The organism is Flavobacterium koreense, assembly GCF_054776075.1.
Genome location: NZ_BAAHCF010000013.1, coordinates 1 through 25,583 on the forward strand (window position 1 = coordinate 1; position 25,583 = coordinate 25,583).

The window sequence follows — 25,583 nt, forward strand, 5'->3', positions numbered from 1 at the left end:
ACTGGTTTACGGTTGACTATCCTGAAGCTGGTGCGATGAAACAATTTAAAGCCCATTTCTCATTAAAAAGATAAAAAAACAACATATTAAACAAACAAAAAACTCCTCATTTTTGAGGAGTTTTTTTATTTAATATAGGAGATTTTAATGGATTAATAAATTATTTGCTTTTAGAGAAGGACAAAAAAAAGACAAATTCAAAAAAATGAATTTGTCTTTTTTTGTGGGCGATGAGGGGTTCGAACCCCCGACCCCCTCGGTGTAAACGAGGTGCTCTGAACCAGCTGAGCTAATCGCCCGATAATGCTTGTTATATTATCAGTAAATGTGATAAAAGTGGTGGGCGATGAGGGGTTCGAACCCCCGACCCCCTCGGTGTAAACGAGGTGCTCTGAACCAGCTGAGCTAATCGCCCTTTTATCATGATTATGATTTCTCTTAATCAGGGTGCAAATATAAGGCTTATTTTTAATTCTGCAAACATTTTTTATAAAACTTCTGCTACCACAAAAGTACTTCCGCCTATGTATATAAAGTCTTTTTTAGTAGATGATTTCAAAGCTTCTTGATAAGCGTTTGAAATAGAATTATATACTTTTCCGTTTAATTGGAAATCCGCGGCTTTTTTTTGTAAAATTTCTGCATTTAATCCTCTTGGAATATTTGGTTTGCAGAAATAATATTTTGCATTTTTAGGGAATAAAGGTAAGATTTCATTCAAATCTTTATCATTTACTACTCCTAAGACAATATGTAATTGTTCGAATTTTTCATTTTGGATTTGATTTAGAACTATTTTTAATCCATGTGAATTGTGAGCTGTATCACATATTACTTTTGGATTTTCCTTTAATTGTTGCCATCTTCCTTGTAATCCGGTGTTTTTTATTACTTTTTGAAATCCATTCTTGATGTTTTCTTCGGATATTTTAAATTCATTTTGACTTTGTAAAACTTTAATGGTTTGAAGAACGGTCTTTTTGTTTTGAATTTGATAGTCACCTAATAATTCTGAAGGATAAGTTTCTGCTATCAAATCTGATACAAAGAAAATTTCAGAATTGGTTTCTTTTGCTTTATTTAGAAAAACATTTTTTGTTTCTTTTGTATATTCTCCTATTACTACAGGAATATTATTTTTAATTACTCCAGCTTTTTCAAATGCAATAGCTTCTAATGTGTTTCCTAGAAATTGTGTGTGATCTAAACCAATATTTGTAATGACTGAAATTAATGGATTTATTATATTGGTTGAATCCAATCTTCCACCCATTCCAACTTCGATTATATTGATATTCGTTTTTTCTTTTTTGAAATATTCAAAAGCCAGTCCGACGGTCATTTCGAAGAAGCTTAATTGGTTTTCTTCAAAGAAAGATTTATTTTTTGATATAAATTCACATACAAATTTCTCTGAAATTTCTTTGCCGTTTATCTTAATTCTTTCTCTATAATCCTTTAAATGTGGTGATGTATAAAGTCCAACTTTATAGCCAGCTTCTTGTAAAACCGATGCTAGTAGGTGAGAAGTAGAGCCTTTACCGTTAGTTCCTGCAACATGAATACATTTTAAATCTTTCTCAGGATGGCTTAAGTGTTTTGAAAGCAATATAGTATTAGTTAAATCTTCTTTGTATGCCGACGCGCCTTGTGTTTGATACATAGGTAGTTGGCTAAACATCCAGTTTATAGTTTCTTGATAGTTCATTTCTTTTTAATAAAATAATCTTAAAACAAAATATTTTCCCAATTTTGTAGTTTAATATTGTATTAGAATTTATCTTTAGTGCAAATTTGAGATTATTTTTAACAACTAAATCAAAAATCTAATTTATATGATTAATTTTTTTCTTCAAGTCCAAAATGATACTATCGCTCAAGCTACAGGAGCAGTAATTGAAGGCACTGTAAATACAACTGAAATTTCCGTTTTAGGATTTATTTTAAAAGGAGGTTTTTTTCTTATTCCAATTGCTCTTTTACTTTTTTATACTTTTTATATAATTATCGAGCGTTATTTATATATCCATAAACGTGCAGTGATTGATCCAAATTTAATTCGTGATATTCGTGATAATTTGAATGCAGGAAATATTGATATGGCAGTTTCGGTTGCTGATAGAAGTAATACAGCATCAGGTTATGTCCTTAGAGAAGGTATTCTAACTATTGGAAGACCAATTTCAGAAATTGAATCAAATATGGAACGTGCTGCTAATATTGAAGTTGGTGAAATGGAAAAGAAACTGGGACAATTGGGACTTATTGCAGGTATTGCACCAACTTTTGGTTTTATTGGAACTATTTCAGGAGTTATTAAAATTTTCTATAGTATTTCTCAAACGGAAGATATTAGTATCGGAAACATTTCAGGAGGTTTGTATGAAAAAATGATTAGTTCGGGAGCAGGATTAGTTGTTGGTATTATTGCTTATTCAGCTTATCACTTATATAATGGTAGAATTGATAGTTTCACCTTAGCAATTCAAAAACAAGTACTTGATTTTGTTAACATAATTCAACGTCCAAATGGTAAAACGAAATAAAAGATTTCATGCAGAAGTCGCTACATCATCTTTGAGCGACATTATGTTTTTCTTGTTATTGTTTTTCTTAATCATTTCCACTTTAGCAAATCCTAATGTGATAAAAATGACGTTACCAAAATCAAAGACAAGTGAAAAAACTAACAAGCAACTTATAAGCTTATCAGTAACCGAAGACAAACGTTTTTATCTTGATAAGCAAGAAGTAGCTTTTGATCAACTTGAAGCTTCATTATTAGCTCAAATGGGCGATGCAAAAGACCAAACAGTTGTGGTTAGAATTCCATTTAACCTACAAGTGCAAGATTTAGTTGATGTATTACAAATAGGAGTCAAGAACAAATTAAAGTTTGTCATAGCAACTAATAATTCTAAATAGGAGCGAATGGTTCGTGATTTATCAGTAATCCATTTTCCTGCTTTTCATTACAATAAAAAATGCTTCCAAACAATGGAAACATTTTTTATTTTCTCTACAATCAGGGCTAGATTGCCATTGTATTGAATATTTATTAATCTTTCAAACTGAAATTGTATTTTATAGTTCCAACTTGCTTTTCAGTTCCGTCAGGACTTGCGCTCCATTTGGTGTTCATTGCTGCAATTCTAGCTTGACTTGCTAAACAGCTTGCGGCATTGGTTGTTCCTCTTGCTCCAGGTTTAGCTTCAATTACGTTTCCATTTTTGTCAACTGTTATTTGAACAACAACAATTCCTTCTTCATTACAATTATAAGCAGGTTGAGGCTTGCTTAAAGCTTTTCTACCATTTAAAGCATATCCAGAACCATTTCCTAAACCATTTCCACTTCCGTTTCCGCCACCACTTCCAGAACCGCTTCCAGGTCCAGTTCCTGTTCCATTGCCAGGTCCGTTTCCTCCACCTGTTCCTCCGCCAGAACCACCAGTTCCAGAATATCCTGAAGAGTTGATGTCGCCATTAGCACGTCCTTGATTTCCTGAAGTTCCGCTATTTCCATCACCACCTTTTTTATTTCCTTTTAAAATGTTAGCTAAAGCATCATCAACTTTTTTTACAGGTTTTTTTATTTCAACAGGTTTCTTAATTTCAGGTTTTACAATTGGCTTTGGGTTTTTTACAAGTTTTGTTTTCGGGATTACGACATCCGTTTTATCTGCATCGGTATCTTCAGAAATTATATCTTCATCAGGAGTTGGTTGTGCTTCATTGTTTTTTGAAACTTCTTTAACATCTAATTCTTTACTTTGAAAGTCTGCGCCAGAGCCAAAGTCGGTATCGCCAAAGTTAACAGTAACTCCGCCACCGCCACCGCCACCAGCTAATAGAGCAAGTTCAGCATCTGATGGAGGCCAAAAGCGTATAAAAAACATAATCAAAAGCAATACAGCATAGATAAGTGTCGCGATTAAAAGCGATTTTCTTTTGTCAGCAGGTGTAGAATCTAAACTCATAATTACTGTTTTATATGTTTTAACGTTGAAATATACTAAAAATTGTTAATCTTCGTGCAAAGGATTAACATTTGATAAACTTTTCTTTAGCCAAATAAACCCAATTATACCTGAAATTAATGAGCCAATCAATATCATAAACTTCGAATTAGTAATTATTTGATTGTCTTCAAATGCTAAAAGTGTAACAAAAATGGACATTGTAAAACCAATTCCACCAAGGAATCCAACACCTATAATTTTCTTCCAATTTAAATCTTCTGGTAAATGGGTAAATTTTAATTTTACAGATAAATAAGTGAAAAGAAAAATTCCTATTGGTTTCCCAAGTACCAATCCAAAAATAATGCCTAATGAATAGGATTCAGAAAAATTGTGAATCCAATCCTTGCTAATCACAATGGCTGTATTACACAAGGCAAAAATTGGAATAACGATAAAAGCTACAGGATGATGCAACCAATGTTGTAATTGAGACGAAATAGTTTTAGAACTTCCATTTCCAAAAGGAAGAGCGAAGGCTAATAAAACGCCAGTGATCGTAGCGTGAACTCCAGAATTCAACATAAAATACCACATAAAAATTCCTCCAACAAGATATAAAATCAAGTTAGTCACTTTCAATCGATTCATTATCAAAAGAACTCCAAAAATAGAAAGAGAGATAATTAGATTGGTAAAGTAAATGGTTTTGGTATAAAAAAGTGCAATTAAAATTATGGCACCTAAATCATCAATTACAGCAAGAGCAGTAAGAAAAATTTTGAGTGAAATTGGTACTCTGTTTCCCAATAATGATAAAATTCCAATTGCAAAAGCAATATCTGTAGCCATTGGAATTCCAATTCCATGTTCTGTAGGAGTTCCAGCATTGAAAGCAAAGTAAATTAAAGCAGGAATCAACATTCCGCCTAAAGCACCTGAAATAGGTAAAATGGCATCTTTAATTTTGGATAATTCACCTTTATAAACTTCTCGTTCTAATTCTAATCCAATTAACAAAAAGAAAATGGTCATTAAACCATCATTTATCCAATGCTCGGCACTGTGACTGCCAATTTGGTAATGCCACATAGCAATGTAATCCTCAGAAAATGAAGAATTTGCAATGACAAGAGAAATAACTGTACAAATTAATAAAACCAATCCGCCAGCTTTTTCACTTTCAAAAAATGATTGGAATAACCCTTTTGGTTTCATTTTACACCAATTGTTTTAATGCAATTTCAAAGGCTGTTGCGCTGATGTTTACTTTTGAATTATTTAAATAGTATGTTTTTCCGATAGCTTTTTTGATAGTTTCAGAAATGTCATAAAAAACGGCTTCATCAGTCATTTGTACTTTTTTCTCCATGAAATAAGCGAAAACTCTCGCCATTCCACAATTTGAAATAAAGTCAGGAATCAAACTTACTTTGCTATCAGTTTCTTCCATAATTGGTCCAAAGAAAATTTCTTTATCTGCAAATGGTACATTCGCACCACAAGAAATCACTTCTAATCCAGAACCTATTAAATTATCCAATTGATCTTTAGTTACTAATCTTGATGCTGCGCACGGAGCAAAAATATCAGCACCAATAGTCCATATTTTTTGATTGATTTCTTCAAATGGAATCATATTTTCGGCAACCAATTTATTTCCGTCTTTATTCAAAAATAATCGTCTGATTTCTTCAAATGAGAATCCGTTTTCGTTGATTATTCCTCCATCGCGGTCAATAATTCCGATAACTTTTACACCCATTTCGGCAAGATAAAAAGCAGCAGCCGAACCTACATTTCCAAATCCTTGAACGATGGCTTTTTTGTCTTTAAAATCACCACCATAAGTGTTGTAATAATGACGAACAGCCTCAGCAACGCCATATCCTGTAATCATATCGGCAACTGTATATTTTCTTAAAACGTCTGGAGAGAATTTTGGGTTTTCAATTACTTTGATAACACCTTGACGCAATTGCCCAATTCTATTGATTTTATCAGCTTCTGTTGGTTTAAAATGTCCGTTAAAAACGCCTTCTTGCGGATGCCAAACACCGCATTCTTCTGTATATGGAATTACTTCGTGAATTTCATCAACATTCAAGTCACCACCGGTTCCGTAATAACTTTTCAATAAAGGCGAAACTGCTTTGTACCAACGTTGTAAAACGCCTTTTTTGCGAGGATCATTTGGGTCGAAATTGATTCCAGATTTTGCACCACCAATTGCCGGACCAGAAACAGAAAATTTCACTTCCATCGTTTTGGCTAATGATAAAACTTCGTTCATGTCTAATCCTTTTCTCATACGAGTTCCACCACCAGCTGCACCGCCACGAAGAGAATTTATAACTGTCCAACCTTCGGCTTCGGTTTCGCTATCTTTCCAGTTGAATACTATTTCGGGTTGTTTATTTTCAAATTTTTTAAGTAAATCTTTCATTGTTTTTTTATGTAGTCTGTTTGTGTTGCAAATATAAGGTTTTAAAAAGATTTGAGATTTTCCTTTTATAAAATTTGTTTAAACCTTAATCTTTTTTGAATATTTATCAATCGAATATGAAGTTAAAACCCCAATGAAGTAAGCAACCAAATCACTCCATAAAAAGCCTTGCCCTAAAACATAATGTCCGAAAGTTGTTTTTCTAATTTCAATCATCCAATTGGCTTGATAAAGTTGAAGAAATTCAATGCTAAAACAAATTAATAAAGCAATGATGGCAGATTTTAGCAAATCATTTTTATTGGAAAAAACTCTAACAATGAAATAAATCATCATTGCGTATAATAAATCGCCAACGAAAAGTGGAATGATTGAGATTTTTCTAGAAAAAATCCCTAAAATGATTATCAATAAAACTAAAATTGGGTATTTGAAATTCTTCATGGAATGAAAATATTTCCTGAACTATGATCCATCTTCGCACCAGTAACACTACTCAAAACATTGATTTCATTTCGTAATTTCAAAACTCCTAAAAGCGCAAAAATCAACGCTTCTTTAAATTCTAATGTTTTGTTATTCGGAATTATGATTTGGATATTTGGTAAGTGAAATTGCATTCTTTCAATTAAAAAATCATTATAAGCTCCGCCACCAGTTATTAGAATTTTTCCGGTTTTGTTTGGTAATGCTAATGAAGTTTGTAAAGCAATGTGTTCGGTGAATGTGTGCATTTTATCTTCAATCGGAATCGAATATTTTTCAATTAATGGTAACACAATTTCTTTTACAAATTCAAAACCGAGCGATTTTGGAAACGATTTTTTGTAATAATCTAAAGCGTTTAATTCATTCAATAAATCAGAATCAACTTTTCCTGAACGAGCGATTTTTCCTTTGTCGTCATAGTCCAATCCTAATTTATTGGCATAAAAATTTAGAACAGTATTAACAGGCGAAATATCAAAAGCAATACGTTTTGAATTATCTTCAAATGAAATATTTGAAAATCCACCCAAATTCAAACAATAATCATATTCAGAAAATAATATTCTATCACCAATTGGCACTAATGGTGCGCCTTGACCACCAAGTTGTACGTCTTGTACACGGAAATCACAAACTACTTTTTCTTGAATTATTTCAGCAATTTTTGGAAGATTTCCAATTTGTAATGTGAAACCATTTTGAGGTTGATGTAAAATGGTATGTCCATGAGAACAAACGGCATCAATATTTGAAATTGAGTTTCTTTCGATAAATGATTTAATGATGTTTCCTAAAAGTTCGGTATACTCTTCATTTAATTCAATCAAATTTTCTTCAGAAAAACTTACGGCTACTTTCAATTTGTTTAACCAATCATGAGAATACGAAATGGTTTCGGATTCCAAAATTTGATAACGCCATTTGTTGTCTTTTATGGTAAAATTGATGTGTGCTAAATCGATTCCGTCAAGCGAAGTGCCTGACATTACTCCTATAATTTTGTAAGTTTCTTTAAACATTGGCTAAAATTACGAAAACGTTTGAAATGTTAATTAATTATTATAATTTTGAAAAATTATTTTCAAACTACAAAGGATTAAAATTAATTACAGATTTTAATTTTTTGTGTTTTATTTTATATACATTTTAAGATTTCTAAAATTATGAAAAAATTATTAAGCTTGATGTTATTATTTTTTATATTCCAAATCATATTTTCATGTGCTTCTAAAAGCCTTCCAAATTCTGAGAGTTTTAAGTTTGATAGTAGTTCTAAGAATGGTTTGTTAATTGGTACAATTACTTTTATTGATCAAAAACCTAGTTATAATGGTTATTTTTTAAGACTAACTGATTATAACAGAGATGAAATTAGTATACCGGTAAATGGATTAACTCCAAAACATAGTGGACAACTTGATAATGGTAGAACTTATCTTTTTATGATTGAAAGAGCTGAAGGTAAATATGATATCCCATTTATTAGAGTTTTCTCTAATAGTGGAATTCAAGCTTTTCAATCTAAAGGTTTTGTTAGAGGATTTTCAATTCCTTACAATATCGAAAAAGGTAAAATTAGTTATTTAGGTAACATTATTTTTGATGATAGAATTGCAAATCAAAATCCAGATTCAGGTGATGTTATCAAAATAAAAGATGAGTTGTTTAGAGATGTAGAAACTTTTAAAAAGTATTATCCTTCAATAAATTTTGATTCAATAAAAAGTGGAAGTTTCAAATTAGATTATATCACAAAAAAACCAAAATATTAAATTATAATTTTAACATAAAAAAAATATGGATTTTAATCTTACCGAAGAGCATTTGATGATTCAGCAAGCTGCGAGAGATTTTGCTCAAGCCGAACTACTACCTGGAGTAATTGAAAGAGACGAACATTCTAAATTTCCAACAGAGCAAGTCAAAATGATGGCTGAGTTAGGTTTTATGGGAATGATGGTTGATCCTAAATATGGTGGAGCTGGTTTAGATAGCGTTTCCTATGTTTTGGCAATGACTGAAATTGCAAAAGTAGATGCGTCGGCTGCCGTAATCATGTCGGTAAATAACTCATTAGTTTGTGCTGGAATGGAGAAATATTGCAACGAAGAACAAAAAATGAAATATTTGGTTCCACTTGCAAAAGGTGAAGTTATAGGTGCTTTTTGTTTATCTGAACCTGAAGCAGGTAGCGATGCAACTTCTCAAAAAACTACTGCAATAGATAAAGGCGATTATTATTTGTTAAACGGAACAAAAAACTGGATTACAAATGGTTCAACAGCTTCAACTTATTTAGTAATTGCGCAAACAGATGTGGAAAAAGGTCACAAAGGAATCAATGCTTTTATTGTAGAAAAAGGATGGGAAGGTTTTGATATCGGGCCAAAAGAGAAAAAAATGGGAATTCGCGGAAGTGATACACATTCCTTATTATTCAATGATGTGAAAGTTCCAAAAGAAAATAGAATTGGTGCTGACGGTTTCGGATTTGCTTTTGCCATGAATGTTTTAAATGGTGGAAGAATCGGAATTGCATCGCAAGCATTAGGAATTGCAACTGGTGCTTATGAAATTGCTTTGAAATATTCTAAAGAAAGAAAAGCATTTGGAAAAGAAATTTTCAATCACCAAGCTATTGCTTTCAAATTGGCTGATATGTATGTAAAAGTTACTGCAGCTAAATTATTAGTAATGAAAGCGGCATGCGAAAAAGACGAAGGTAAAGATATTGCGCATTCTGGAGCTATGGCAAAATTATATGCTTCTGAAATTGCTTTAGAAGTTGCTAATGAAGCAGTTCAAATTCACGGTGGAAATGGTTATGTAGCTGAATACCATGTAGAACGAATGATGCGTGATTCTAAAATCACTCAAATCTATGAAGGAACTTCTGAAATTCAACGTATTGTAATTTCTAGAGGATTGGTATAGAAATAAAAATTAATTATAATTCAAAAAAAACCTTTAAGTAATTTCTTAAAGGTTTTTTTATATTTTTACATTATGTATGAAGAATTAAAATACTGGTATTTGCGTGATCACAAGCTGTTTTGGACATTGAGTATGTCGCAAATAAAACAACTTTGCATTATTGTTGGTTTTAAAAAAGCAAAAAAAGGCGATGTCATTTATTTTTCTTCTTCTGATGTTCCTAGAATTTTTCTACTTAAAAAAGGAAATATCAAAATTGTTTCAATTGACGAAGAAGGAAATGAAACAATAAAAGAGATTCTTCAGAAAGGAGATTTATTTGGTGAACTTTCATTAGAGCAAGATTCTGATGTTAATGAGTATGCAAAAGCATTGACAGACGAGGTCTCGATTTGTAGCTTTTTATTATCAGATTTTGAAGATTTATTAGTACGAAATCCTTCATTAGCTTTGTCATATACCAAGTTTGTTGGATTGAAAATGAAACGTTTTAAGAATAATTACTCTAATTTGGTGACTAAAGACGCTAAGAGTAGACTCTCTTCTTTTTTGAAAGATTGGGCGCAACGCGAAGGAAAATTTGAAGGAAATAAAGTAGTTATTGAAAATTATTTAACTCAAAGTGATATTGCTCAAATCATTTGTACTTCAAGACAAACAGCTACTTTATTACTAAATGAATTGGAAGAAAGAAACCTTATTTACTACAATAGAAGAGAGATTATAATAGACGATATTTCAAAACTTTAGTTTTTTTTCATTCAAATGTAAACTAGCCGACAAATAGGTTTTTTATAGCAATGTATTTTTGCTTCTGAAATTTAAAACCTTTACAAATGAAAAAAACATCCATTATTTTAGTTGTCTTATTATTTTCAATAACAACATTTGCTCAAAACGCATCCAAAAGAATTAAAGAATTCAATCTAGAAAACAAGGTTGCTATTCAAGGCTATGATCCAGTTGCTTATTTTACTTTGAAAAAAGCAGTTAAAGGTAAATCGTCCTTTACTGCAACTTATGAAGGAGTAACTTACAATTTTTCATCACAAGCAAACAAAGATTTATTTCTAAAAAATCCTTCAAGTTATGAACCGCAATATGGCGGATGGTGTGCTTTTGCTATGGGTGATTATGGAGAAAAAGTAGAAATTAATCCAGAAACTTTCAAAATCATTGATGGAAAATTATATCTTTTTTACAATGCTTATTTCAATAACACGCTAAAGAGTTGGAATAAAAATGAAACCAACCTAAAAAAGAAAGCCGATGCTAATTGGAAAAAAATAATCAATTAAATTTTACAAAATGAAAAACTCAATTTTTATTTGGATTATTAAACTTGTTGCAGTTGTAATTCTTGTTCAAACATTATATTTCAAATTTACTGGAGCAGAAGAATCAGTATATATATTTACAACTTTAGGAATTGAACCTTTTGGTCGAATCGGTTCTGGAATTGTTGAACTTATTGCCTCAATTTTAATCTTAATTCCAAGAACAACATTGCTTGGCGCATTACTTGGATTGGGCACAATGTTGGGTGCCATTTTTTCGCATCTTTTTATTTTAGGAATTGAAGTAAAAAACGATGGAGGAACACTTTTTATTTTGGCAATAATTACGTTTCTTTGTTGTTTACTATTAATTTACAATCAAAAGCACAAACTATTAGATTTATTAAAATTCAAAATCTAGAAAACTTGGTTGTATTTTAAAACGTAAATATAAAAAAGATGCTATATATATGTTAATTCCTTCTATTCACAATACTTTAAACGAGTTAAATGACTTGTTGTCTCAATTATCGGCAGATGATTATACATTTCAATGCAGTGGATTGAGTAATGCAACAATTGGTGAACATACACGTCATATAATTGAGCTTTTTCAATGTTTAGAAAATCAATATGAAAGTGGTGTTGTAAATTATGATAGTAGAAAAAGAGATTATGCTATTCAAACAAGTACTGAAACAGCAAAATCCGCTATTGAAACCATAAAAAGTAATCTTGAAAAGCCAAATAAAAATTTGCTTTTGCATCAAGTTATTGACGGCGAAACTTTAGAAATAGAAAGCAATTATAATCGTGAATTGTTATATAATTTAGAACATTGTATTCATCATCAAGCATTGATAAAAGTGGCTGTTTTGCAAAATGATTCGATAAAAATTGATTCAAATTTTGGAGTGGCTCGTTCTACAATTGAATATAGAAATCAATGTGCACAGTAAGTTTTGTTTTTTCTAACGGAAAAGCAATTTTAACACACAACCGTGATGAAAAAGTAGCTCGTCCAAGTGCTATTGAACCTCAAAAATATACTGTAAATAACAAAAATATCTACTTCCCAAAAGACCAAAAAGCTGGCGGAACTTGGTTTGCTGTTGCTGAAAACGGAACTGTTTTAGTACTTCTAAATGGTGCCGATGAAAAACATCAATTAAAACCATCTTACAGAAAAAGTCGCGGATTAATTGTTCTTGATTTAATAAGTTCAAATTCACCTATTGAGGAATGGAATACCATTGATTTATTTGGTATTGAACCCTTCACAATTGTATTGTTTCAAGACAAAAAACTATACCAATTACGTTGGAATGAAATAGAAAAAGCTACTTTAAATTTAGATGTAAATCAAAGCCATATTTGGTCTTCGTCAACTTTATATCCAAAAGAAATTCGAGAGCATAGAGCAGAATTATTTCAAAATTTTATAGTTTCTAATGAAGTCTCTTCTGAAAAACTTTTTCAATTTCATCGTTATGCCAAAAATGATGATTATGAGAACGGATTGATTATCAACAGAAATAACGAAATGAAAACCTTGAGTATTACTCAGACTATAATTCAAGAAAATAAAGTTGTACTTTCGTACCACGATTTACAAAATCAGGAGGAATTTACTAATTCAATTACAATACAATAAGTTGAAACTTTTTTTTCATAAACTTTTTCGTTGGGAATATTGGCCGTTTCAAATTGTCTATATTCCTATTTATTTTTTGTGGGCTTTTTATGCCATAAAAGCGCGAACAATTTTCTTTTTTAACTCATGCAATCCTAAGATAAAAAATGGTGGATTTATGGCAGAAAGTAAAAAGGAAATTTATGATTTAATTCCACAGAAATATTATCCAAAAACCGAACTCATTTTAGAAAATAACGAATTTGATAAAGTAATTTCAGTTTTTCAAAATTCAACCATTCAATTTCCATTTATTGCAAAACCAGATATTGGTTTGCGAGGTTCGGCAGTGAAAAAAATTCATGATTTGGAAGAATTGAGAACTTACAATTCTAATGCAAATTTTGATTATTTAATCCAAGATCTGATTCCGTATGCCAATGAAGTTGGTATTTTCTATGTTCGATTTCCAAACGAAAATAAAGGAAAAGTAACTGGAATTGTAGCCAAAGAATATGTAATTATTGAGGGTGATGGAAAAGCAACAATGGAGCAATTGATAAGAGCAAATCCTCGTTATGAATTACAAATTGAAAATATTAAGAAAGATTTCGGAACTCAATTTAATAAGGTTTTAGAAAAAGGAAAAAAACTAAATCTTGTGCCTTATGGAAATCATGCTCGTGGTGCAAAATTTATTGATGCGAGTAATTTAATTACAGACAAATTAAATGAAACTATTGATTCAATGTGTCAAGAAATTTCTGAATTTTATTTTGGAAGATTGGATGTAATGTATGATTCATGGATGGATTTAGAACAAGGAAAAAACTTTGCAATCGTTGAGGTAAATGGTGCAGCAAGTGAACCAACGCATATTTATGATCCTAAACATTCTTTGTTTTTTGCTTGGAAAGAATTGGCTCGTCATATTACTTATATGTATAAAATAAGTGTTCAAAATCATAAACGAGGTTTTCCTTATTTGAACCATAAAGAAGGAATGAAAGAATATAAATTGCATTTAGAACAAAGTAATAAGATTGTAAATTTTTAATGCAAATTCTAAAAAACATATTCGTCGGGTTTTTAGTCAGTTTTATTGGCTCAATTCCGCTTGGTTATTTGAATATTGTGGGTTATGAAGTTTATAAAAGTTTCGGATTAAACGAAACCATTTTCTATTTACTTGGTGTTATTTCAATTGAGTTTTTTGTAATTTATTTCACTTTGATATTTGCTAATAAATTAATTGAAAATAAAAAACTGATTAAATTTATAGAAGCATTTTCTATTATTTTTATGTTTCTATTGGCTTATATTTTTTATTCAAGTGCTACCAAAGAAACATCTTCTCAAACAGTTTTAGACAAATATGTTGATTATTCTCCGTTTGTTGTTGGAGTAATATTAAGTTGTTTAAACTTTATTCAAATTCCGTTTTGGACAAGTTGGAATTTGTATTTGTTAAATGGAAATTATATAGAAGTTTCAAAATCAAGAAAATATTTCTACGTTTTCGGAACTATTTTCGGAACCTTTTCTGGAATGTTGGTTTTGATTTTATCTTTAGATTATGTAACAAACCAAACTGATTTTTTAGCAAAATATTTAATGAAAGTAATAATTCCGTTAGTATTTATAATTTTGGGATTAGTACAAGGATTTAAGTTTTATAAAAAGTATTCTAAATAGTTTTTTTATCTTTACCATCAAGTAAAGAAACAAATGAAATCAAAGATTTACTAACACCAAAAAACAATTTTAAATTGTGAGTAAAAACATTATTATTACAGGAACTTCTCGCGGAATTGGATATGAACTGGCATTACAATTTGCAAATGCTGGACATCAAGTCTTAGCCATTTCAAGAAAAACACCTCAAGAATTAATTGATAATCCAAACATTTCTTGTCTATCAATTGACATTGCAGTTGAAGACGAAATGCACACCATTGATAAATTCATAGCTTCTACTTGGAAAAAAGTAGATGTTTTAATCAATAATGCAGGATGTTTAGTCAACAAACCATTTTCACAATTGACACAATCTGATTTTGAAAGAGTTTATAAAGTAAATGTTTTTGGAGTAGCTAATTTGATTAGAACTTCCTTGCCTTATATGCCAAAAGGAAGTCATGTCGTTTCCATAAGTTCGATGGGCGGAATTCAAGGAAGTATGAAATTTCCTGGTTTAGCGGCTTATAGTTCAAGTAAAGGCGCTGTAATTACTTTGTCAGAATTATTAGCAGAAGAATATAAAGAACAAGGAATTGCGTTCAATGTTTTAGCACTTGGAGCTGTCAATACCGAAATGTTGCAAGAAGCATTTCCTGGTTATGAAGCACCAATTTCACCAAAAGAAATGGCTGATTATATTTTCAATTTTGCTTTAACTGGAAATAAATTTTATAACGGAAAAGTGTTGCAGGTTTCTAGTTCAACTCCATAAAATGTTTTTAAATTGAGCGAAGTCTTATCAAAATACCTTCCTGAGCATGCTGTCGAATTGTGTTTTGAATTAATCAAAGCTAATTCAGTGCATTTAAAAATCGTTAATGAGCGACAAACGCGCCATGGTGATTATCGAAAAGGACTTTCCGGTAAACACGAAATTACTGTAAATGCCAATTTAAATAAATACCGATTTTTAATAACATTAGTTCACGAAATTTCCCATTTAGTAGCTTTTGAAAAATACGGAAGAAAAATTTTACCTCATGGAGTAGAGTGGAAGATGACGTTTCAAAGATTGATGGTTCCTTTTATAAGACCTGAAATTTTTCCGCATTCGGTTTTGCCTTTGGTGGCGAATCATTTTAGAAATCCAACTGCTAGTAGTGATACTGATGCCAAATTAGCTTTTGCCTTAAAACAATTTGACGAAAGAAAGCCAGATGTTCATTACATTCATGAAGTGCCAAGTGGAAGTTTGTTCAGAATAAAAAATGGAAGAATTTTTCAGAAAAAAGGACTCCGAGTAAAACGATATGAATGTATTGAAGTAAACACAGGAAGAACTTTTTTGTTTAACGCCAACGCTGAGGTTGAAATAATTCCTGGATAAGATGAAGAAATTTAAAGCTTATTATTTGTTGCTGATTTCATCATTGATATTGTTAATCTTAGGCTTTTTAGTTGGTGAAGAAACATTTGATATTAATGTACATGACACTTATTATGTAATTGCAAATTGTCATTTGTATTGGTTGTTTTCTTCTTTACTATTCATTATTTTTATATTTTACTTTTTATTAAATATTATTAAAATTGAGCTAAACAAAATAATTTCTAAAATTCACATTTTTGGATCTATATTATCGATTATTTTATTGATTTTCCCATATTCTCTTTTTGATAATCCAAAAGAATTTCCATTGTATGATAGTTTTGAATATATTAATATTGTTTTGACAGTAAGTTTTTTAGTTTTATTATTCCTTCAACTCCTTTTTATTATAAATATATTCGTGTCACTAATTAAAAAAATTAAATCACTTCGTGCTTCTAGATTACATAAATAATCAACAAGAGCCAAAACGGTATAAGTTTTATTATTTTTTCAAATGTCAACTTCCAAGAAGAAATAACTCTTTATCTTTACATTTTTACAATTCATCGAAGACAATTATCCTTTTAAAGAATGTGATATTTGAAAGGAATTTTTAAAAGTACATTTGCGCAAAAAAATAACACAATGAACAATAATTATTACGCAATATTAATGGCTGGTGGCGTTGGTTCACGATTTTGGCCGGTTTCTACAACAGAATTTCCAAAACAATTTCATGACATGTTGGGTTCTGGAGATACTTTAATTCAGAAAACTTTCAGTCGTTTGTCAAAATTAATTCCTGTAGAAAATATTTTTATATTGACTAATGAATTATACAATGATTTAGTTTTAGAACAATTGCCAATGGTTAAGCAAGAGCAAGTTTTGTTAGAACCAGCAATGCGAAATACGGCACCTTGTATTTTATATGCATCATTAAAAATTCAAAAATTGAACCCTAATGCAGTTATGGTAGTTGCACCGAGCGACCATTGGATCGAAGATGAAGATGAGTTTGCAAATAATTTGAAACAATGTTTTGATTTTTGTGAAAAAGAAGATGCTTTAATGACTTTAGGAATTCAACCTACTTTTCCAAATACAGGTTTTGGTTATATAGAATTTGATAAATCTGATGCAAATCCTATAAAAAAAGTAAATCAATTTAGAGAAAAACCTGATTATGAAACCGCAAAATCGTTTTTAGAACAAGGAAATTTCCTTTGGAATGGTGGAATCTTTATTTGGAGTGCGAAATCAATAACTTCTGCTTTTGAAAAATTTCAACCACAAATGAGTGCTTTGTTTTTGAAAGGAAATGAAAGTTATAATACATCATCTGAAAAAGACTTTATCAATCAAAATTATGCATCTGCTGAAAATGTTTCTATTGATTATGCCGTAATGGAAAATGCCAAAAATGTTTATGTTTTACCAGCAACTTTCGATTGGAATGACCTAGGAACTTGGGGACAATTGCATGAAAAAATTGATAAGGATGAAAATAATAATGGAGTTATTAATGCCAAAGTTATTTTAGAAAATGCTTCAAACAATATAATTCGTTCCGATGCCAATAAGATTATAGTTGTCGATGGTTTACACGATTATATTATCGTTGATAAAGAAGGTGTTTTAATGATTTATCCAAAGTCTAAAGAGCAGGATATTAAACGAATAACAGGTTTAGCAAATAATTTGTAAGTAATTTTATAAAAAATAGCGCAACCTTTTGTAAATTTATACATCTAATGTAAAAATACAATTTATGAAAGGCACAAGAACTATAAATCAATTACATCTAATTTTCTTTCTTGTATTTTTTTTTCAATTTTCATTTGCACAACTGTCTAGTTTTACATTAGTTGTTACAAAGACCGATGAGACTTGTACAGGAAATGGTTCCTTGAGTTTTAATGTTCAAAATACCACACCTGGAGCAACAATTGTTTATTCAATTTATTTGTTACCAAATGTAACTACTCCAATTGCGACAACTTCCAATACAACCTTTACAGGATTGCAATCAGGTAATTATACAGTTATTGCAACTCAAACGTTGGGTAATTTATCTAACACTGCCCAACAAAGCATTCAAATAAATGATACAAGAGTTTTACTTACTTATCAAGTTACAAGTTTACAAACAAGTTGTGCAATTGGAACAATAGTAGCGACTGTTTTGACTGGAAATCCAGTAACTTATGAAATAACTTCTGGACCTGTTATAAGACCACCTCAAACTTCGAATTTGTTTACTGGATTAGGACCTGGAACCTATAACATTAGAGTTAACGATGCTTGTGGTGAAGGAGTTGTTCAGACCTATACCTTAAGTTTTACTAATCCGCCTAATCTCACTTTAGGTGACTTTATCAAAACCTGTGCATTAAATACTTGCAATACAATATCAGGTACCTTTTTAGTAACGGCTGATTTAAATACTTCAATAAGATATCCACTTACTATTCAAACTACAACATTTCCTCCTTCTGGTGGTGCTCCAATTATTCAAAGTCAAACTTTGAGTTCTGGAAATTCTAGTAGTCAATTAGTGTCATTAATTGTTCCTTTTTTTCATGCTCAAAATTATACTTTCAATATTCAAGTAACAGATGCTTGTGGCAATATTTATGCTAACAATGCTATTCCGGTTTTTGGGCAACTTAGTGCTAATTCGCAGCAATTATATGCCAATTGTATTACTGGAATAGAAGTTTCACTTTGTGATTTTTTACCGCCTTATACAACAAGTTTTATTTCAGCTCCTGCTGGTTTTAATCCTACACTTTTTAATAGTAACCATCCTGGGCCATTTAATTCAAGTGTTTTAGTTTATAGTTCAAACAGTATAAATGATTTACCAGTTGGTAACTACACTATTCAGATTGTTGATGCTTGCGGAAGATCAGTACAAACTCAGGTTTCAATAGTAGCTGTTTTGCCCGGATTTGAAGTTTTGCCAGTCCCTAATTCATGTGCAGGTGACGCTATTGTTAAAATACCAAATGGTGGTCCGTTAGTTACGTCTGTAATAATGACGAGCGGGCCTTCAACAATAAATCAAACTTTTCCTTACAATGTTTCTTTTAATATAAATTCAGGAGTTTTTACAATGCAGTTACCTTCTGGAACCTATAATTTTACAGGAACTGATGTGTGTGGCAATAGTTTTCAATATGAAATAATAATTTTGCCAAGAGTGGTATCAATGACGGCTGCTGGAAATATTTTTCCAGGCTGTACCTCTAATGATGGGATAATTACGGTTACAAGTGCTGGTGGGACAATATCTTCAATTAGAATTACTAGTGCTCCAACGGCTTTGAACCAAACATTGCCTTATTTGGTTCCTTTAGCCAATCCAAATAGTATGTATGTTCAGATAACTAATTTACCAGCAGGAAATTATACTTTAGCGATAACAGATAATTGTAATCAGGTATACACTTTAACAGCTACTATTTCTAATGTGGTTTCTAATGATCCATTAGTGTTATTGGATAGAAAAGGTTGTGGAGTAGGTTTTGATTCTATAGGATTAATAAGTCCAAACGGACCTCTTCAAGTAGTAACTATTATTGCAGCACCTTCTACTTTTTCATTTCCGTTACCTTATAATGTTAGTTTTAATATTGCCGCCAATGGCATATTTTATATGAATTCTTTACCAGAAGGAACCTATACTTTCTATTCTAAAGATATTTGTAATGTAGAAAGAACAGAAACTAGGTTATTAACCGGATACCATACAACTACCGAGGATATTCAGGTTGTTTCAAATTGTGGCTCGTTTGATTTAGTATTAAATTATAATGATAATAGTGCATATTTATCACAGTTTTGGTTACAAAAATACAATTCTATAACAGGACAATGGGTGCATCCAACAACTGGAGTAGTATATCCAACTAACTCAATGCCTAGTTCAAGTAATTCAATTAACTTAATAAACAATACCACAAATTTAAACATAGCTGCTACTGGGCAATTTAGAATTTTGAAAACTTATGAATATTTTTCTAATGGAAGTCCAAGTTTGTTAAAATGTATAGAAAACATAAGAAGTTTTGAATATAATGGTGGGTTGCAAATAACAACAGCTTACGCGCTACCTTGCGTCAATCAAGGGACACAAATTATAATTGTTGCCAATGGAATTCCTCCATTAACCTATAGAATAACTTCAAAAGACGGCTTGCCTTTTTTAGTAAATAATGGTAATTCAAATATTTTTTCTGGTCTACAACCCGGAATTTATAACTTTCAAGTGCAAGATACTTGTGGAAATATTGTTAATCGACTTTTTGATATAACAACTTTGCCAGAACCTTCAATAACAGCTAGTAATTTATGTCAAGGTCAATCAGGTGAGTTGTCAGTTCAGGCATTTTCTTTTTTAAATTATCAATGGTGGAAAGGAACAAATACGACTACTATTTTAAGTACTACAAATGTTTTAACTTTCAATCCATTTAATGGAGTTACAGATGCAGGAACTTATTATGTTAGAATTTATTCAACAATTCCAGGTTCTTGTGTTGATAGAATTTTGTCCTATACAATTCCTTTGAGTACAATTCCCAACGCTGGTTTGGATGGAAATTTGGTGCTTTGCGGAACATCAAATTCAGTAAATTTATTTACATTATTGAATGGAACATACGACACAGGAGGCGTTTGGCAAGAAATTACAAATAGCGGTATGTTATCAGGAAATAACTGGTTACCACTTGGAATATCTTATGGAGTCTACAATTTTAAATATACGGTTTCAGGATTTTGTAATGCTATAGATGAATCTTTTGTATCAATTACTTTTAATCCTATTCCGATGGATCCGATTGTAGATGTAGATTCTAATTATTGTAGTGGTGATGATATTCAGTTTTTTACAGAAACCATTCCAAATGCAACTTATCAATGGATTGGACCTAATGGTTTTACGGCTACTACTCAGAATTTGGTTTTTAACGATAGTACCACAATTTTATCTGGGAATTATACGGTTACAGCTAATTTAAATGGTTGTACCTCTTCTACAACTAAAACAATTTTGGTAAAACCTATTCCTCAATTTACTATTGAAGCTAATTGTATTAATAATAATTTCACAATTACTGCAATACCTGCTAATGGAACATTTTCAAGCTCAGATACTTTCTTGTGGTCAGGTCCAGATGGTTTTACTAGTACAATAAATCCAATTCAAATTTCAAATAAACCAAAAGGAACTTATTCTGTTGTTATTACAAACATCGATGGATGTAGCACGTTTCAAGCAGTGGAAGTTTTAAGTACCATGTGTACAATACCAAATGGTATATCTCCAAATGGTGATGGTTTAAATGACTCTTTTGATTTATCAGGATTTACAGGAATTCGTGAAATAAAGATTTTTAATCGCTATGGGATGGTTGTATATGAACAAGAAAATTATATTGACCAATGGCATGGACAACAAAAGAATAGTGACAAATTATTGCCAGACGGAACTTATTATTATTTGATTAATTTTGAAAATAGCGAACCAAAAACAGGTTGGGTTTATTTGGTAAGAGAGTACTAAACTATTCTTCTTTATTCTGTGCTTTTCTAATTTTTTTAAACAAGTTTGAAGAATAAACAAAATCAACTATAGCTTCATTATCAGTTTTGAAGATGTCTTTTTTGGAACCTTCCCAAGCAAGAATTCCATTTTTAAGAAAAATGATTTTATCTCCAATTTCCATAACCGAGTTCATATCGTGAGTATTTACAACTGTTGTTATATTGTATTCAACAGTAATTTCATGAATCAAATTGTCAATTACAATAGCCGTTTTTGGATCTAATCCTGAATTGGGTTCGTCACAAAAAAGATATCTTGGATTGTTTACTATAGCTCTTGCAATAGCAACACGTTTTTGCATTCCACCTGAAATTTCCGATGGTTTTTTATGGTTGGCATTAACTAAATTAACCCTATCAATTACAGTGTTTACTCGTTCTCTAATTTCTTCAGGAGATTTTGTGGTAAACATTTTCAATGGGAAACCAATATTCTCTTCAACCGTCATACTGTCAAACAAAGCACTTCCTTGAAAAACCATTCCAATTTCTGTTCTCAAGGCACGTTTTTCATCCGCAGATAGTTCAGAATAAATTCTTCCATCAAATGAAATCGTACCAACATCAGGAGTAAAAATACCTAATAATGATTTTAGTAAAACAGTTTTACCAGAACCACTTTGACCAATAATTAAATTAGTTTTACCAGCATCAAAAGTTGCCGAAATTCCTTTCAAAACTTTAGATTCTCCAAAAGATTTCTCTACGTTTTTTACTTCTATCATCGGTTAATTGGTTAAAAGTAATTGAGTTAAAATATAATTCACCAAGATGATTACTACAGATGTCCAAACAAATGAAACGGTACTTGCTTTACCAACTTCTAACGCTCCACCTTTCATATAATAACCATGAAAAGAAGGAATTGTAGCTAGAATCATAGCAAAAACAACTGTTTTTATAAAGGCATAAGTGATATGAAATGGAATAAATTCGGTTTGAATTCCTTGTATAAACTCATTACTTGCTGTAAAACCACCATAAACTCCAGCCATCCAGCCACCAAGAACACCAAGAAACATTGCTATTCCAATCACAAATGGATACAATAAAAGTGCGATTATTTTAGGGAAAACTAGATAATTTAATGAATTTACACCCATTACTTCTAATGCATCTATTTGCTCAGTAACACGCATTGTTCCTATACTTGATGTGATAAACGAACCCATTTTTCCTGCCATAATGATGGAAATAAAAGTAGGAGCAAACTCTAAAATCACCGATTGTCTTGTGGCAAAACCAATAAGATATTTTGGAATTAAAGGATTAGTTAAGTTTAATGCCGTTTGAATAGAAACAACACCTCCAACGAAAAAGGAAATAAAAGCAACAATTCCAAGGGAATCAATTACTAAATCGTCAATTTCTTTGAAAATTAATCCTCTCATAACCGACCATTTTGTGGGTTTGTTGAAGACTTCTTTCAGCATTAAAAAATACCTACCTATTTGCGTTAAATAACGAATTAACATCATTTTATTAGTGTTCAGTGTTCAGTTTATAGTTGGCAGTAAAAATACTATAATTTTATGTGAAAGATGGATTAAAATTTTAAAACAATTTCTCTTTCATCTTCTGAAGTCTGTAATTACGAATAAATTTAGCTTGTTCGTCAGTAACTAAAAGTGGTTTTTTTGAAGATTTTGCCTTCCAAAAACCTTTTATGTAATCTATAAAAAGCAATGGTTTTTTCTTCATCATCGCCAGTTTCAAGGAAGCTATAGTAGTAATCCAAAATCCGTAACCTAATGAATAAAAGGCTTCACCTTGTTTGTAACGAGCTGTTTTGTTGTAGTTTGCTCCAGTTGGTTTTAAGTGTTTTACATGTAAATTTTCATCGGTAACCACTTTCCAATTGTAGAATTTACATAATAATTCATCAACGGTATCCCATCCCATTTCAGGTTTTAATCCACCAATTTGTTTGAAAGTTTCTTTTCTGTAGGCTTTTAATGCTCCGCGAATATGGTCTTTATCAGTAAGGTTTTCTAAAATCCACTCGCCATTTTTTTCTATGTAGCAAAAACCGCCTGCCATTCCAATTCGTTCATCTGATTGGAAATGTTTTATAATGGTTTCAAAATAATTATTAGGAAAAATCAAATCGGCATCTGCTTTTACAATAAAATCATAGTTTTCATCCAAAGTTTCTAAGCCTTTTTGAAACGCTTGAATGACTTTACTTCCCGGTAAATGAATGGCATCAGAAGTTTTATTCACCAAAGAAATAAAAGGATATTTTGAAACAAATGAATTGACTACATCTTCTGTTTTATCAGTAGAATTATCATTCACAAGTACAATTTTAGTAGGCAAAACAGTTTGTTCAACCAAGGATTGAAGTGTCAAAGAAATTAAGGCTTCTTCGTTGTGTGATGGAATGACGATGTAATACTTCATTAGATATTCACTATTTACTAATTACTTTTCACTTTTTCAGCAAAAACAATATAATATCTAGGAGTAAAATATCTTAACAAAGGTCTAAAACCAAGTTTCTTTACTGGATGCGTAAACTTTTCACGAGCAGTAATTTTCCAACCTGTTTTTTCTAAAAGCCAATCTAGTTGCCAATCTTCAAATTCGTGATAATGTCTGTCCCACATATCAGTTTTGCTTCTGTATGCAGGAGAAAACCATAAACGTAGCGGAATGGAAATCAGCAATTTATCGCACTTTACGTTTTGTAAAACAGTATAGGGATTCAATAAATGTTCAAAGATTTCAAAAGCTGTAAAAACCGTATAAGTTTCGTTTTGCAAAGCCGTTTGGTCGTTGTCTAAATCTTCTCCTTTGGTATTTTTCACAGTGTAACCATTCTCTTCCATAATTTTGGAAAACGGATTTGGAACACCTAAATCAAAGATGGTTTCAGAAGTAGCAACGTGCTTTTGTAAAAATTCTAAAGTGTGCTTAAAGCGTTTATTGGGAAATGTTTTTTCGTACATGAACATTGAAAATTAAAGATGCAAATGTACTAATTTTTACTTCGTACTTTGTATTTCTTATTTCGTACTTTCTTTTACATTCTATAAACAATCGCATTGATATTCATTCCAGCGCCAACCGATGCAAATAGAATTACATCACCTTTATGAATCTCTTGATTTTCAATTTTTCCTTTAATCAAGGAATCGTATAAAGTTGGAACAGTCGCAACACTTGAATTCCCTAATTTATGAATGCTCATTGGCATAATTCCTTCAGGTGGCGTTTGTCCGTATAATTTGTAAAAACGTTGAATAATCGCTTCATCCATTTTTTCATTAGCTTGATGAATCAATATTTTTTTCACTTGATTGATGTCAATTCCAGTTTTATCTAAACATTCTTTCATGGCTTTTGGAACATTGCTCAAGGCAAATTCATAAATCTTTCTACCATGCATTTTTATGTAACGAACATCAGGGTCATGGTCTTTGTTAAAGGAATTTCCAAAGAATAAATAATTGGCTTCATCATAAGCATAAGTAGCCGATTCATGAGCTAGAATTCCTTCTGCTTCACCATCAACCGCTTCAATAATTGTCGCGCCAGCACCATCAGAATAAATCATTGAATCTCTATCATGTGGATCGGTTACTCTAGATAATGTTTCAGCACCAATAACCAAACATTTTTTTGCCATTCCGGCTTTTATAAATGCAGTTGCCTGAATAACACCTTCAACCCAACCAGGGCAACCAAAAAGCATATCATATGCTACACACTTTGGATTTTTTATGCGTAAGTCGTGCTTTACACGAGTTGCCAAACTTGGAAGTAAGTCTGCTTGAATAGCTCCTTTTTTCTGATTTCCAAAATTGTGAGCAAATATGATGTAGTCTAGAGTTTCAGGATCAATTTTTGAGTCTTCAATTGCTTTTTTTGCAGCAATAAAAGCGATATCAGATGTCAATAAATCATCAGAAGCATAACGACGTTCTTCAATTCCAGTAATTCCGTAAAATTTTTCTGTAATAACTTCATTTGGAAGTGGAAACGGCGTTCCATCTTCGTTCAAGAAAACATGATTTGAAAAGTCTTTATTGGTTACTATTTCTGTTGGAATATAACTTCCAGAACCTGTTATTTTTATGTTCATTTTGTTGATAATGAATAGATTTTATGTAAATTTAATAATAAAAAATTAATTTAGACACTATTAATTAATATGCGTGCATATAATTGTGAAT

Annotated in this window: 27 protein-coding genes and 2 tRNA genes; 16 read left to right on the top strand and 13 right to left on the bottom strand. The window is 31.1% G+C overall.

The features are described from left to right. Positions 1-224 precede the first annotated feature (224 nt). From ACYU7A_RS07390 to ACYU7A_RS07400, 3 genes are all read right to left on the bottom strand, one after another. Positions 225-299: transfer RNA gene (locus tag ACYU7A_RS07390), tRNA-Val, on the bottom strand. 38 nt (positions 300-337) lie between these two features. Next, positions 338-415 (bottom strand) — tRNA-Val (locus ACYU7A_RS07395). Positions 416-487: 72 nt separating this feature from the next. Further along, positions 488-1,708 (bottom strand): bifunctional folylpolyglutamate synthase/dihydrofolate synthase, encoded by a 1,221-nt coding sequence (locus tag ACYU7A_RS07400; protein WP_460575418.1) that lies wholly within the window; start codon positions 1,706-1,708, stop codon positions 488-490. Positions 1,709-1,835: 127 nt separating this feature from the next. Between ACYU7A_RS07400 and ACYU7A_RS07405 the strand changes: the two genes are divergently transcribed. Continuing rightward, positions 1,836-2,546, top strand: a complete 711-nt coding sequence (locus tag ACYU7A_RS07405) for a MotA/TolQ/ExbB proton channel family protein (RefSeq protein ID WP_425556581.1) — start codon at positions 1,836-1,838, stop codon at positions 2,544-2,546. Then, complete coding sequence (locus tag ACYU7A_RS07410) at positions 2,530-2,925, top strand: ExbD/TolR family protein (protein ID WP_298119651.1); 396 nt, start codon at positions 2,530-2,532, stop codon at positions 2,923-2,925. The genes ACYU7A_RS07405 and ACYU7A_RS07410 overlap by 17 nt, the downstream gene beginning before the upstream one ends. A gap of 133 nt (positions 2,926-3,058) precedes the next feature. On the opposite strand, the gene ACYU7A_RS07415 is transcribed toward ACYU7A_RS07410, so the two are convergent. The 5 genes from ACYU7A_RS07415 to ACYU7A_RS07435 form a co-directional block, all read right to left on the bottom strand. Beyond that, positions 3,059-3,979, bottom strand: a complete 921-nt coding sequence (locus ACYU7A_RS07415; RefSeq protein WP_460575421.1) for an energy transducer TonB — start codon at positions 3,977-3,979, stop codon at positions 3,059-3,061. 45 nt (positions 3,980-4,024) lie between these two features. Further along, on the bottom strand, positions 4,025-5,179 hold the full coding sequence (nhaA, locus tag ACYU7A_RS07420; RefSeq protein ID WP_460575424.1) for a Na+/H+ antiporter NhaA: 1,155 nt from the start codon (positions 5,177-5,179) through the stop codon (positions 4,025-4,027). Between the two features lies 1 nt (position 5,180). Continuing rightward, a complete protein-coding gene (locus ACYU7A_RS07425; protein ID WP_460575426.1) occupies positions 5,181-6,407 on the bottom strand; it encodes a Glu/Leu/Phe/Val dehydrogenase dimerization domain-containing protein in 1,227 nt (408 codons plus the stop codon). A 78-nt stretch (positions 6,408-6,485) separates the two neighbouring features. Further along, entirely contained in the window at positions 6,486-6,851 is a 366-nt protein-coding gene (locus ACYU7A_RS07430; RefSeq protein ID WP_460575428.1) for a ribosomal maturation YjgA family protein, read from the bottom strand. Further along, complete coding sequence (locus ACYU7A_RS07435; RefSeq protein ID WP_460575430.1) at positions 6,848-7,915, bottom strand: anhydro-N-acetylmuramic acid kinase; 1,068 nt, start codon at positions 7,913-7,915, stop codon at positions 6,848-6,850. The genes ACYU7A_RS07430 and ACYU7A_RS07435 overlap by 4 nt, the downstream gene beginning before the upstream one ends. Before the next feature lie 144 nt (positions 7,916-8,059). Here ACYU7A_RS07435 and ACYU7A_RS07440 point away from each other — a divergent pair, with 144 nt between their 5' ends. The 14 genes from ACYU7A_RS07440 to ACYU7A_RS07505 all read left to right on the top strand — a co-directional run bounded on the left by ACYU7A_RS07440 (position 8,060) and on the right by ACYU7A_RS07505 (position 21,364). Further along, the gene (locus ACYU7A_RS07440; RefSeq protein WP_460575431.1) at positions 8,060-8,668 is read left to right on the top strand and encodes a hypothetical protein; all 609 of its coding nucleotides are present in this window, start codon (positions 8,060-8,062) and stop codon (positions 8,666-8,668) included. A 25-nt stretch (positions 8,669-8,693) separates the two neighbouring features. Then, the gene (locus tag ACYU7A_RS07445; protein ID WP_460575433.1) at positions 8,694-9,830 is read left to right on the top strand and encodes an acyl-CoA dehydrogenase family protein; all 1,137 of its coding nucleotides are present in this window, start codon (positions 8,694-8,696) and stop codon (positions 9,828-9,830) included. Between the two features lie 72 nt (positions 9,831-9,902). After that, on the top strand, positions 9,903-10,580 hold the full coding sequence (locus tag ACYU7A_RS07450) for a Crp/Fnr family transcriptional regulator (RefSeq protein WP_460575435.1): 678 nt from the start codon (positions 9,903-9,905) through the stop codon (positions 10,578-10,580). A gap of 86 nt (positions 10,581-10,666) precedes the next feature. Next, positions 10,667-11,128 (top strand): YHS domain-containing (seleno)protein, encoded by a 462-nt coding sequence (locus ACYU7A_RS07455; RefSeq protein WP_460575437.1) that lies wholly within the window; start codon positions 10,667-10,669, stop codon positions 11,126-11,128. Between the two features lie 10 nt (positions 11,129-11,138). After that, positions 11,139-11,528, top strand: coding sequence for a DoxX family membrane protein (locus ACYU7A_RS07460; protein WP_298308894.1), 390 nt, complete (start codon positions 11,139-11,141; stop codon positions 11,526-11,528). Positions 11,529-11,577: 49 nt separating this feature from the next. Then, on the top strand, positions 11,578-12,066 hold the full coding sequence (locus tag ACYU7A_RS07465; RefSeq protein WP_460575439.1) for a DinB family protein: 489 nt from the start codon (positions 11,578-11,580) through the stop codon (positions 12,064-12,066). Further along, the gene (locus ACYU7A_RS07470) at positions 12,054-12,761 is read left to right on the top strand and encodes an NRDE family protein (RefSeq protein WP_460575441.1); all 708 of its coding nucleotides are present in this window, start codon (positions 12,054-12,056) and stop codon (positions 12,759-12,761) included. Before ACYU7A_RS07465 ends, ACYU7A_RS07470 begins: the two co-directional genes overlap by 13 nt. A 157-nt stretch (positions 12,762-12,918) precedes the next feature. Beyond that, positions 12,919-13,797 (top strand): D-alanine--D-alanine ligase, encoded by an 879-nt coding sequence (locus ACYU7A_RS07475; RefSeq protein ID WP_460575443.1) that lies wholly within the window; start codon positions 12,919-12,921, stop codon positions 13,795-13,797. Beyond that, on the top strand, positions 13,797-14,435 hold the full coding sequence (locus tag ACYU7A_RS07480) for a hypothetical protein (protein WP_460575445.1): 639 nt from the start codon (positions 13,797-13,799) through the stop codon (positions 14,433-14,435). The genes ACYU7A_RS07475 and ACYU7A_RS07480 overlap by 1 nt, the downstream gene beginning before the upstream one ends. Positions 14,436-14,508: 73 nt before the next feature. Continuing rightward, entirely contained in the window at positions 14,509-15,192 is a 684-nt protein-coding gene (locus ACYU7A_RS07485) for an SDR family NAD(P)-dependent oxidoreductase (protein WP_460575565.1), read from the top strand. A 12-nt stretch (positions 15,193-15,204) separates the two neighbouring features. Next, complete coding sequence (locus tag ACYU7A_RS07490) at positions 15,205-15,807, top strand: SprT-like domain-containing protein (RefSeq protein WP_396147553.1); 603 nt, start codon at positions 15,205-15,207, stop codon at positions 15,805-15,807. Position 15,808: 1 nt separating this feature from the next. Further along, the gene (locus tag ACYU7A_RS07495) at positions 15,809-16,264 is read left to right on the top strand and encodes a hypothetical protein (RefSeq protein ID WP_460575447.1); all 456 of its coding nucleotides are present in this window, start codon (positions 15,809-15,811) and stop codon (positions 16,262-16,264) included. A gap of 173 nt (positions 16,265-16,437) precedes the next feature. Continuing rightward, positions 16,438-17,499, top strand: coding sequence for a mannose-1-phosphate guanylyltransferase (locus tag ACYU7A_RS07500; RefSeq protein WP_460575449.1), 1,062 nt, complete (start codon positions 16,438-16,440; stop codon positions 17,497-17,499). 64 nt (positions 17,500-17,563) lie between these two features. Continuing rightward, positions 17,564-21,364: a gliding motility-associated C-terminal domain-containing protein gene (locus ACYU7A_RS07505; RefSeq protein WP_460575451.1), complete on the top strand. Its 3,801-nt coding sequence runs from the start codon at positions 17,564-17,566 to the stop codon at positions 21,362-21,364. Position 21,365: 1 nt separating this feature from the next. Here the strand turns inward: ACYU7A_RS07505 and ACYU7A_RS07510 are convergent, their stop codons facing one another. The 5 genes from ACYU7A_RS07510 to ACYU7A_RS07530 all read right to left on the bottom strand — a co-directional run bounded on the left by ACYU7A_RS07510 (position 21,366) and on the right by ACYU7A_RS07530 (position 25,492). Then, positions 21,366-22,130 carry an ABC transporter ATP-binding protein gene (locus tag ACYU7A_RS07510; RefSeq protein WP_298308861.1) on the bottom strand — a complete coding sequence of 255 codons (765 nt, stop codon included), beginning with the start codon at positions 22,128-22,130 and terminating at the stop codon, positions 21,366-21,368. A 3-nt stretch (positions 22,131-22,133) separates the two neighbouring features. Further along, positions 22,134-22,883, bottom strand: coding sequence for an MlaE family ABC transporter permease (locus tag ACYU7A_RS07515; protein WP_344816912.1), 750 nt, complete (start codon positions 22,881-22,883; stop codon positions 22,134-22,136). A gap of 76 nt (positions 22,884-22,959) precedes the next feature. Continuing rightward, entirely contained in the window at positions 22,960-23,808 is an 849-nt protein-coding gene (locus tag ACYU7A_RS07520) for a glycosyltransferase family 2 protein (protein WP_460575454.1), read from the bottom strand. A gap of 17 nt (positions 23,809-23,825) precedes the next feature. Beyond that, positions 23,826-24,356: a methyltransferase gene (locus ACYU7A_RS07525; protein WP_460575456.1), complete on the bottom strand. Its 531-nt coding sequence runs from the start codon at positions 24,354-24,356 to the stop codon at positions 23,826-23,828. Positions 24,357-24,430: 74 nt separating this feature from the next. Beyond that, positions 24,431-25,492 (bottom strand): 3-oxoacyl-ACP synthase III family protein, encoded by a 1,062-nt coding sequence (locus ACYU7A_RS07530; RefSeq protein WP_396147542.1) that lies wholly within the window; start codon positions 25,490-25,492, stop codon positions 24,431-24,433. Between the last annotated feature and the right edge of the window lie 91 nt (positions 25,493-25,583).

Coding starts and splice junctions, on each gene's coding strand:
- ACYU7A_RS07400 (WP_460575418.1), bottom strand. CDS start 1,708: ATGAACTATCAAGAAACTATAAACTGGATGTTTAGCCAACTACCTATG.
- ACYU7A_RS07405 (WP_425556581.1), top strand. CDS start 1,836: ATGATTAATTTTTTTCTTCAAGTCCAAAATGATACTATCGCTCAAGCT.
- ACYU7A_RS07410 (WP_298119651.1), top strand. CDS start 2,530: ATGGTAAAACGAAATAAAAGATTTCATGCAGAAGTCGCTACATCATCT.
- ACYU7A_RS07415 (WP_460575421.1), bottom strand. CDS start 3,979: ATGAGTTTAGATTCTACACCTGCTGACAAAAGAAAATCGCTTTTAATC.
- nhaA (WP_460575424.1), bottom strand. CDS start 5,179: ATGAAACCAAAAGGGTTATTCCAATCATTTTTTGAAAGTGAAAAAGCT.
- ACYU7A_RS07425 (WP_460575426.1), bottom strand. CDS start 6,407: ATGAAAGATTTACTTAAAAAATTTGAAAATAAACAACCCGAAATAGTA.
- ACYU7A_RS07430 (WP_460575428.1), bottom strand. CDS start 6,851: ATGAAGAATTTCAAATACCCAATTTTAGTTTTATTGATAATCATTTTA.
- ACYU7A_RS07435 (WP_460575430.1), bottom strand. CDS start 7,915: ATGTTTAAAGAAACTTACAAAATTATAGGAGTAATGTCAGGCACTTCG.
- ACYU7A_RS07440 (WP_460575431.1), top strand. CDS start 8,060: ATGAAAAAATTATTAAGCTTGATGTTATTATTTTTTATATTCCAAATC.
- ACYU7A_RS07445 (WP_460575433.1), top strand. CDS start 8,694: ATGGATTTTAATCTTACCGAAGAGCATTTGATGATTCAGCAAGCTGCG.
- ACYU7A_RS07450 (WP_460575435.1), top strand. CDS start 9,903: ATGTATGAAGAATTAAAATACTGGTATTTGCGTGATCACAAGCTGTTT.
- ACYU7A_RS07455 (WP_460575437.1), top strand. CDS start 10,667: ATGAAAAAAACATCCATTATTTTAGTTGTCTTATTATTTTCAATAACA.
- ACYU7A_RS07460 (WP_298308894.1), top strand. CDS start 11,139: ATGAAAAACTCAATTTTTATTTGGATTATTAAACTTGTTGCAGTTGTA.
- ACYU7A_RS07465 (WP_460575439.1), top strand. CDS start 11,578: ATGTTAATTCCTTCTATTCACAATACTTTAAACGAGTTAAATGACTTG.
- ACYU7A_RS07470 (WP_460575441.1), top strand. CDS start 12,054: ATGTGCACAGTAAGTTTTGTTTTTTCTAACGGAAAAGCAATTTTAACA.
- ACYU7A_RS07475 (WP_460575443.1), top strand. CDS start 12,919: ATGGCAGAAAGTAAAAAGGAAATTTATGATTTAATTCCACAGAAATAT.
- ACYU7A_RS07480 (WP_460575445.1), top strand. CDS start 13,797: ATGCAAATTCTAAAAAACATATTCGTCGGGTTTTTAGTCAGTTTTATT.
- ACYU7A_RS07495 (WP_460575447.1), top strand. CDS start 15,809: ATGAAGAAATTTAAAGCTTATTATTTGTTGCTGATTTCATCATTGATA.
- ACYU7A_RS07500 (WP_460575449.1), top strand. CDS start 16,438: ATGAACAATAATTATTACGCAATATTAATGGCTGGTGGCGTTGGTTCA.
- ACYU7A_RS07505 (WP_460575451.1), top strand. CDS start 17,564: ATGAAAGGCACAAGAACTATAAATCAATTACATCTAATTTTCTTTCTT.
- ACYU7A_RS07510 (WP_298308861.1), bottom strand. CDS start 22,130: ATGATAGAAGTAAAAAACGTAGAGAAATCTTTTGGAGAATCTAAAGTT.
- ACYU7A_RS07515 (WP_344816912.1), bottom strand. CDS start 22,883: ATGATGTTAATTCGTTATTTAACGCAAATAGGTAGGTATTTTTTAATG.
- ACYU7A_RS07520 (WP_460575454.1), bottom strand. CDS start 23,808: ATGAAGTATTACATCGTCATTCCATCACACAACGAAGAAGCCTTAATT.
- ACYU7A_RS07525 (WP_460575456.1), bottom strand. CDS start 24,356: ATGTACGAAAAAACATTTCCCAATAAACGCTTTAAGCACACTTTAGAA.
- ACYU7A_RS07530 (WP_396147542.1), bottom strand. CDS start 25,492: ATGAACATAAAAATAACAGGTTCTGGAAGTTATATTCCAACAGAAATA.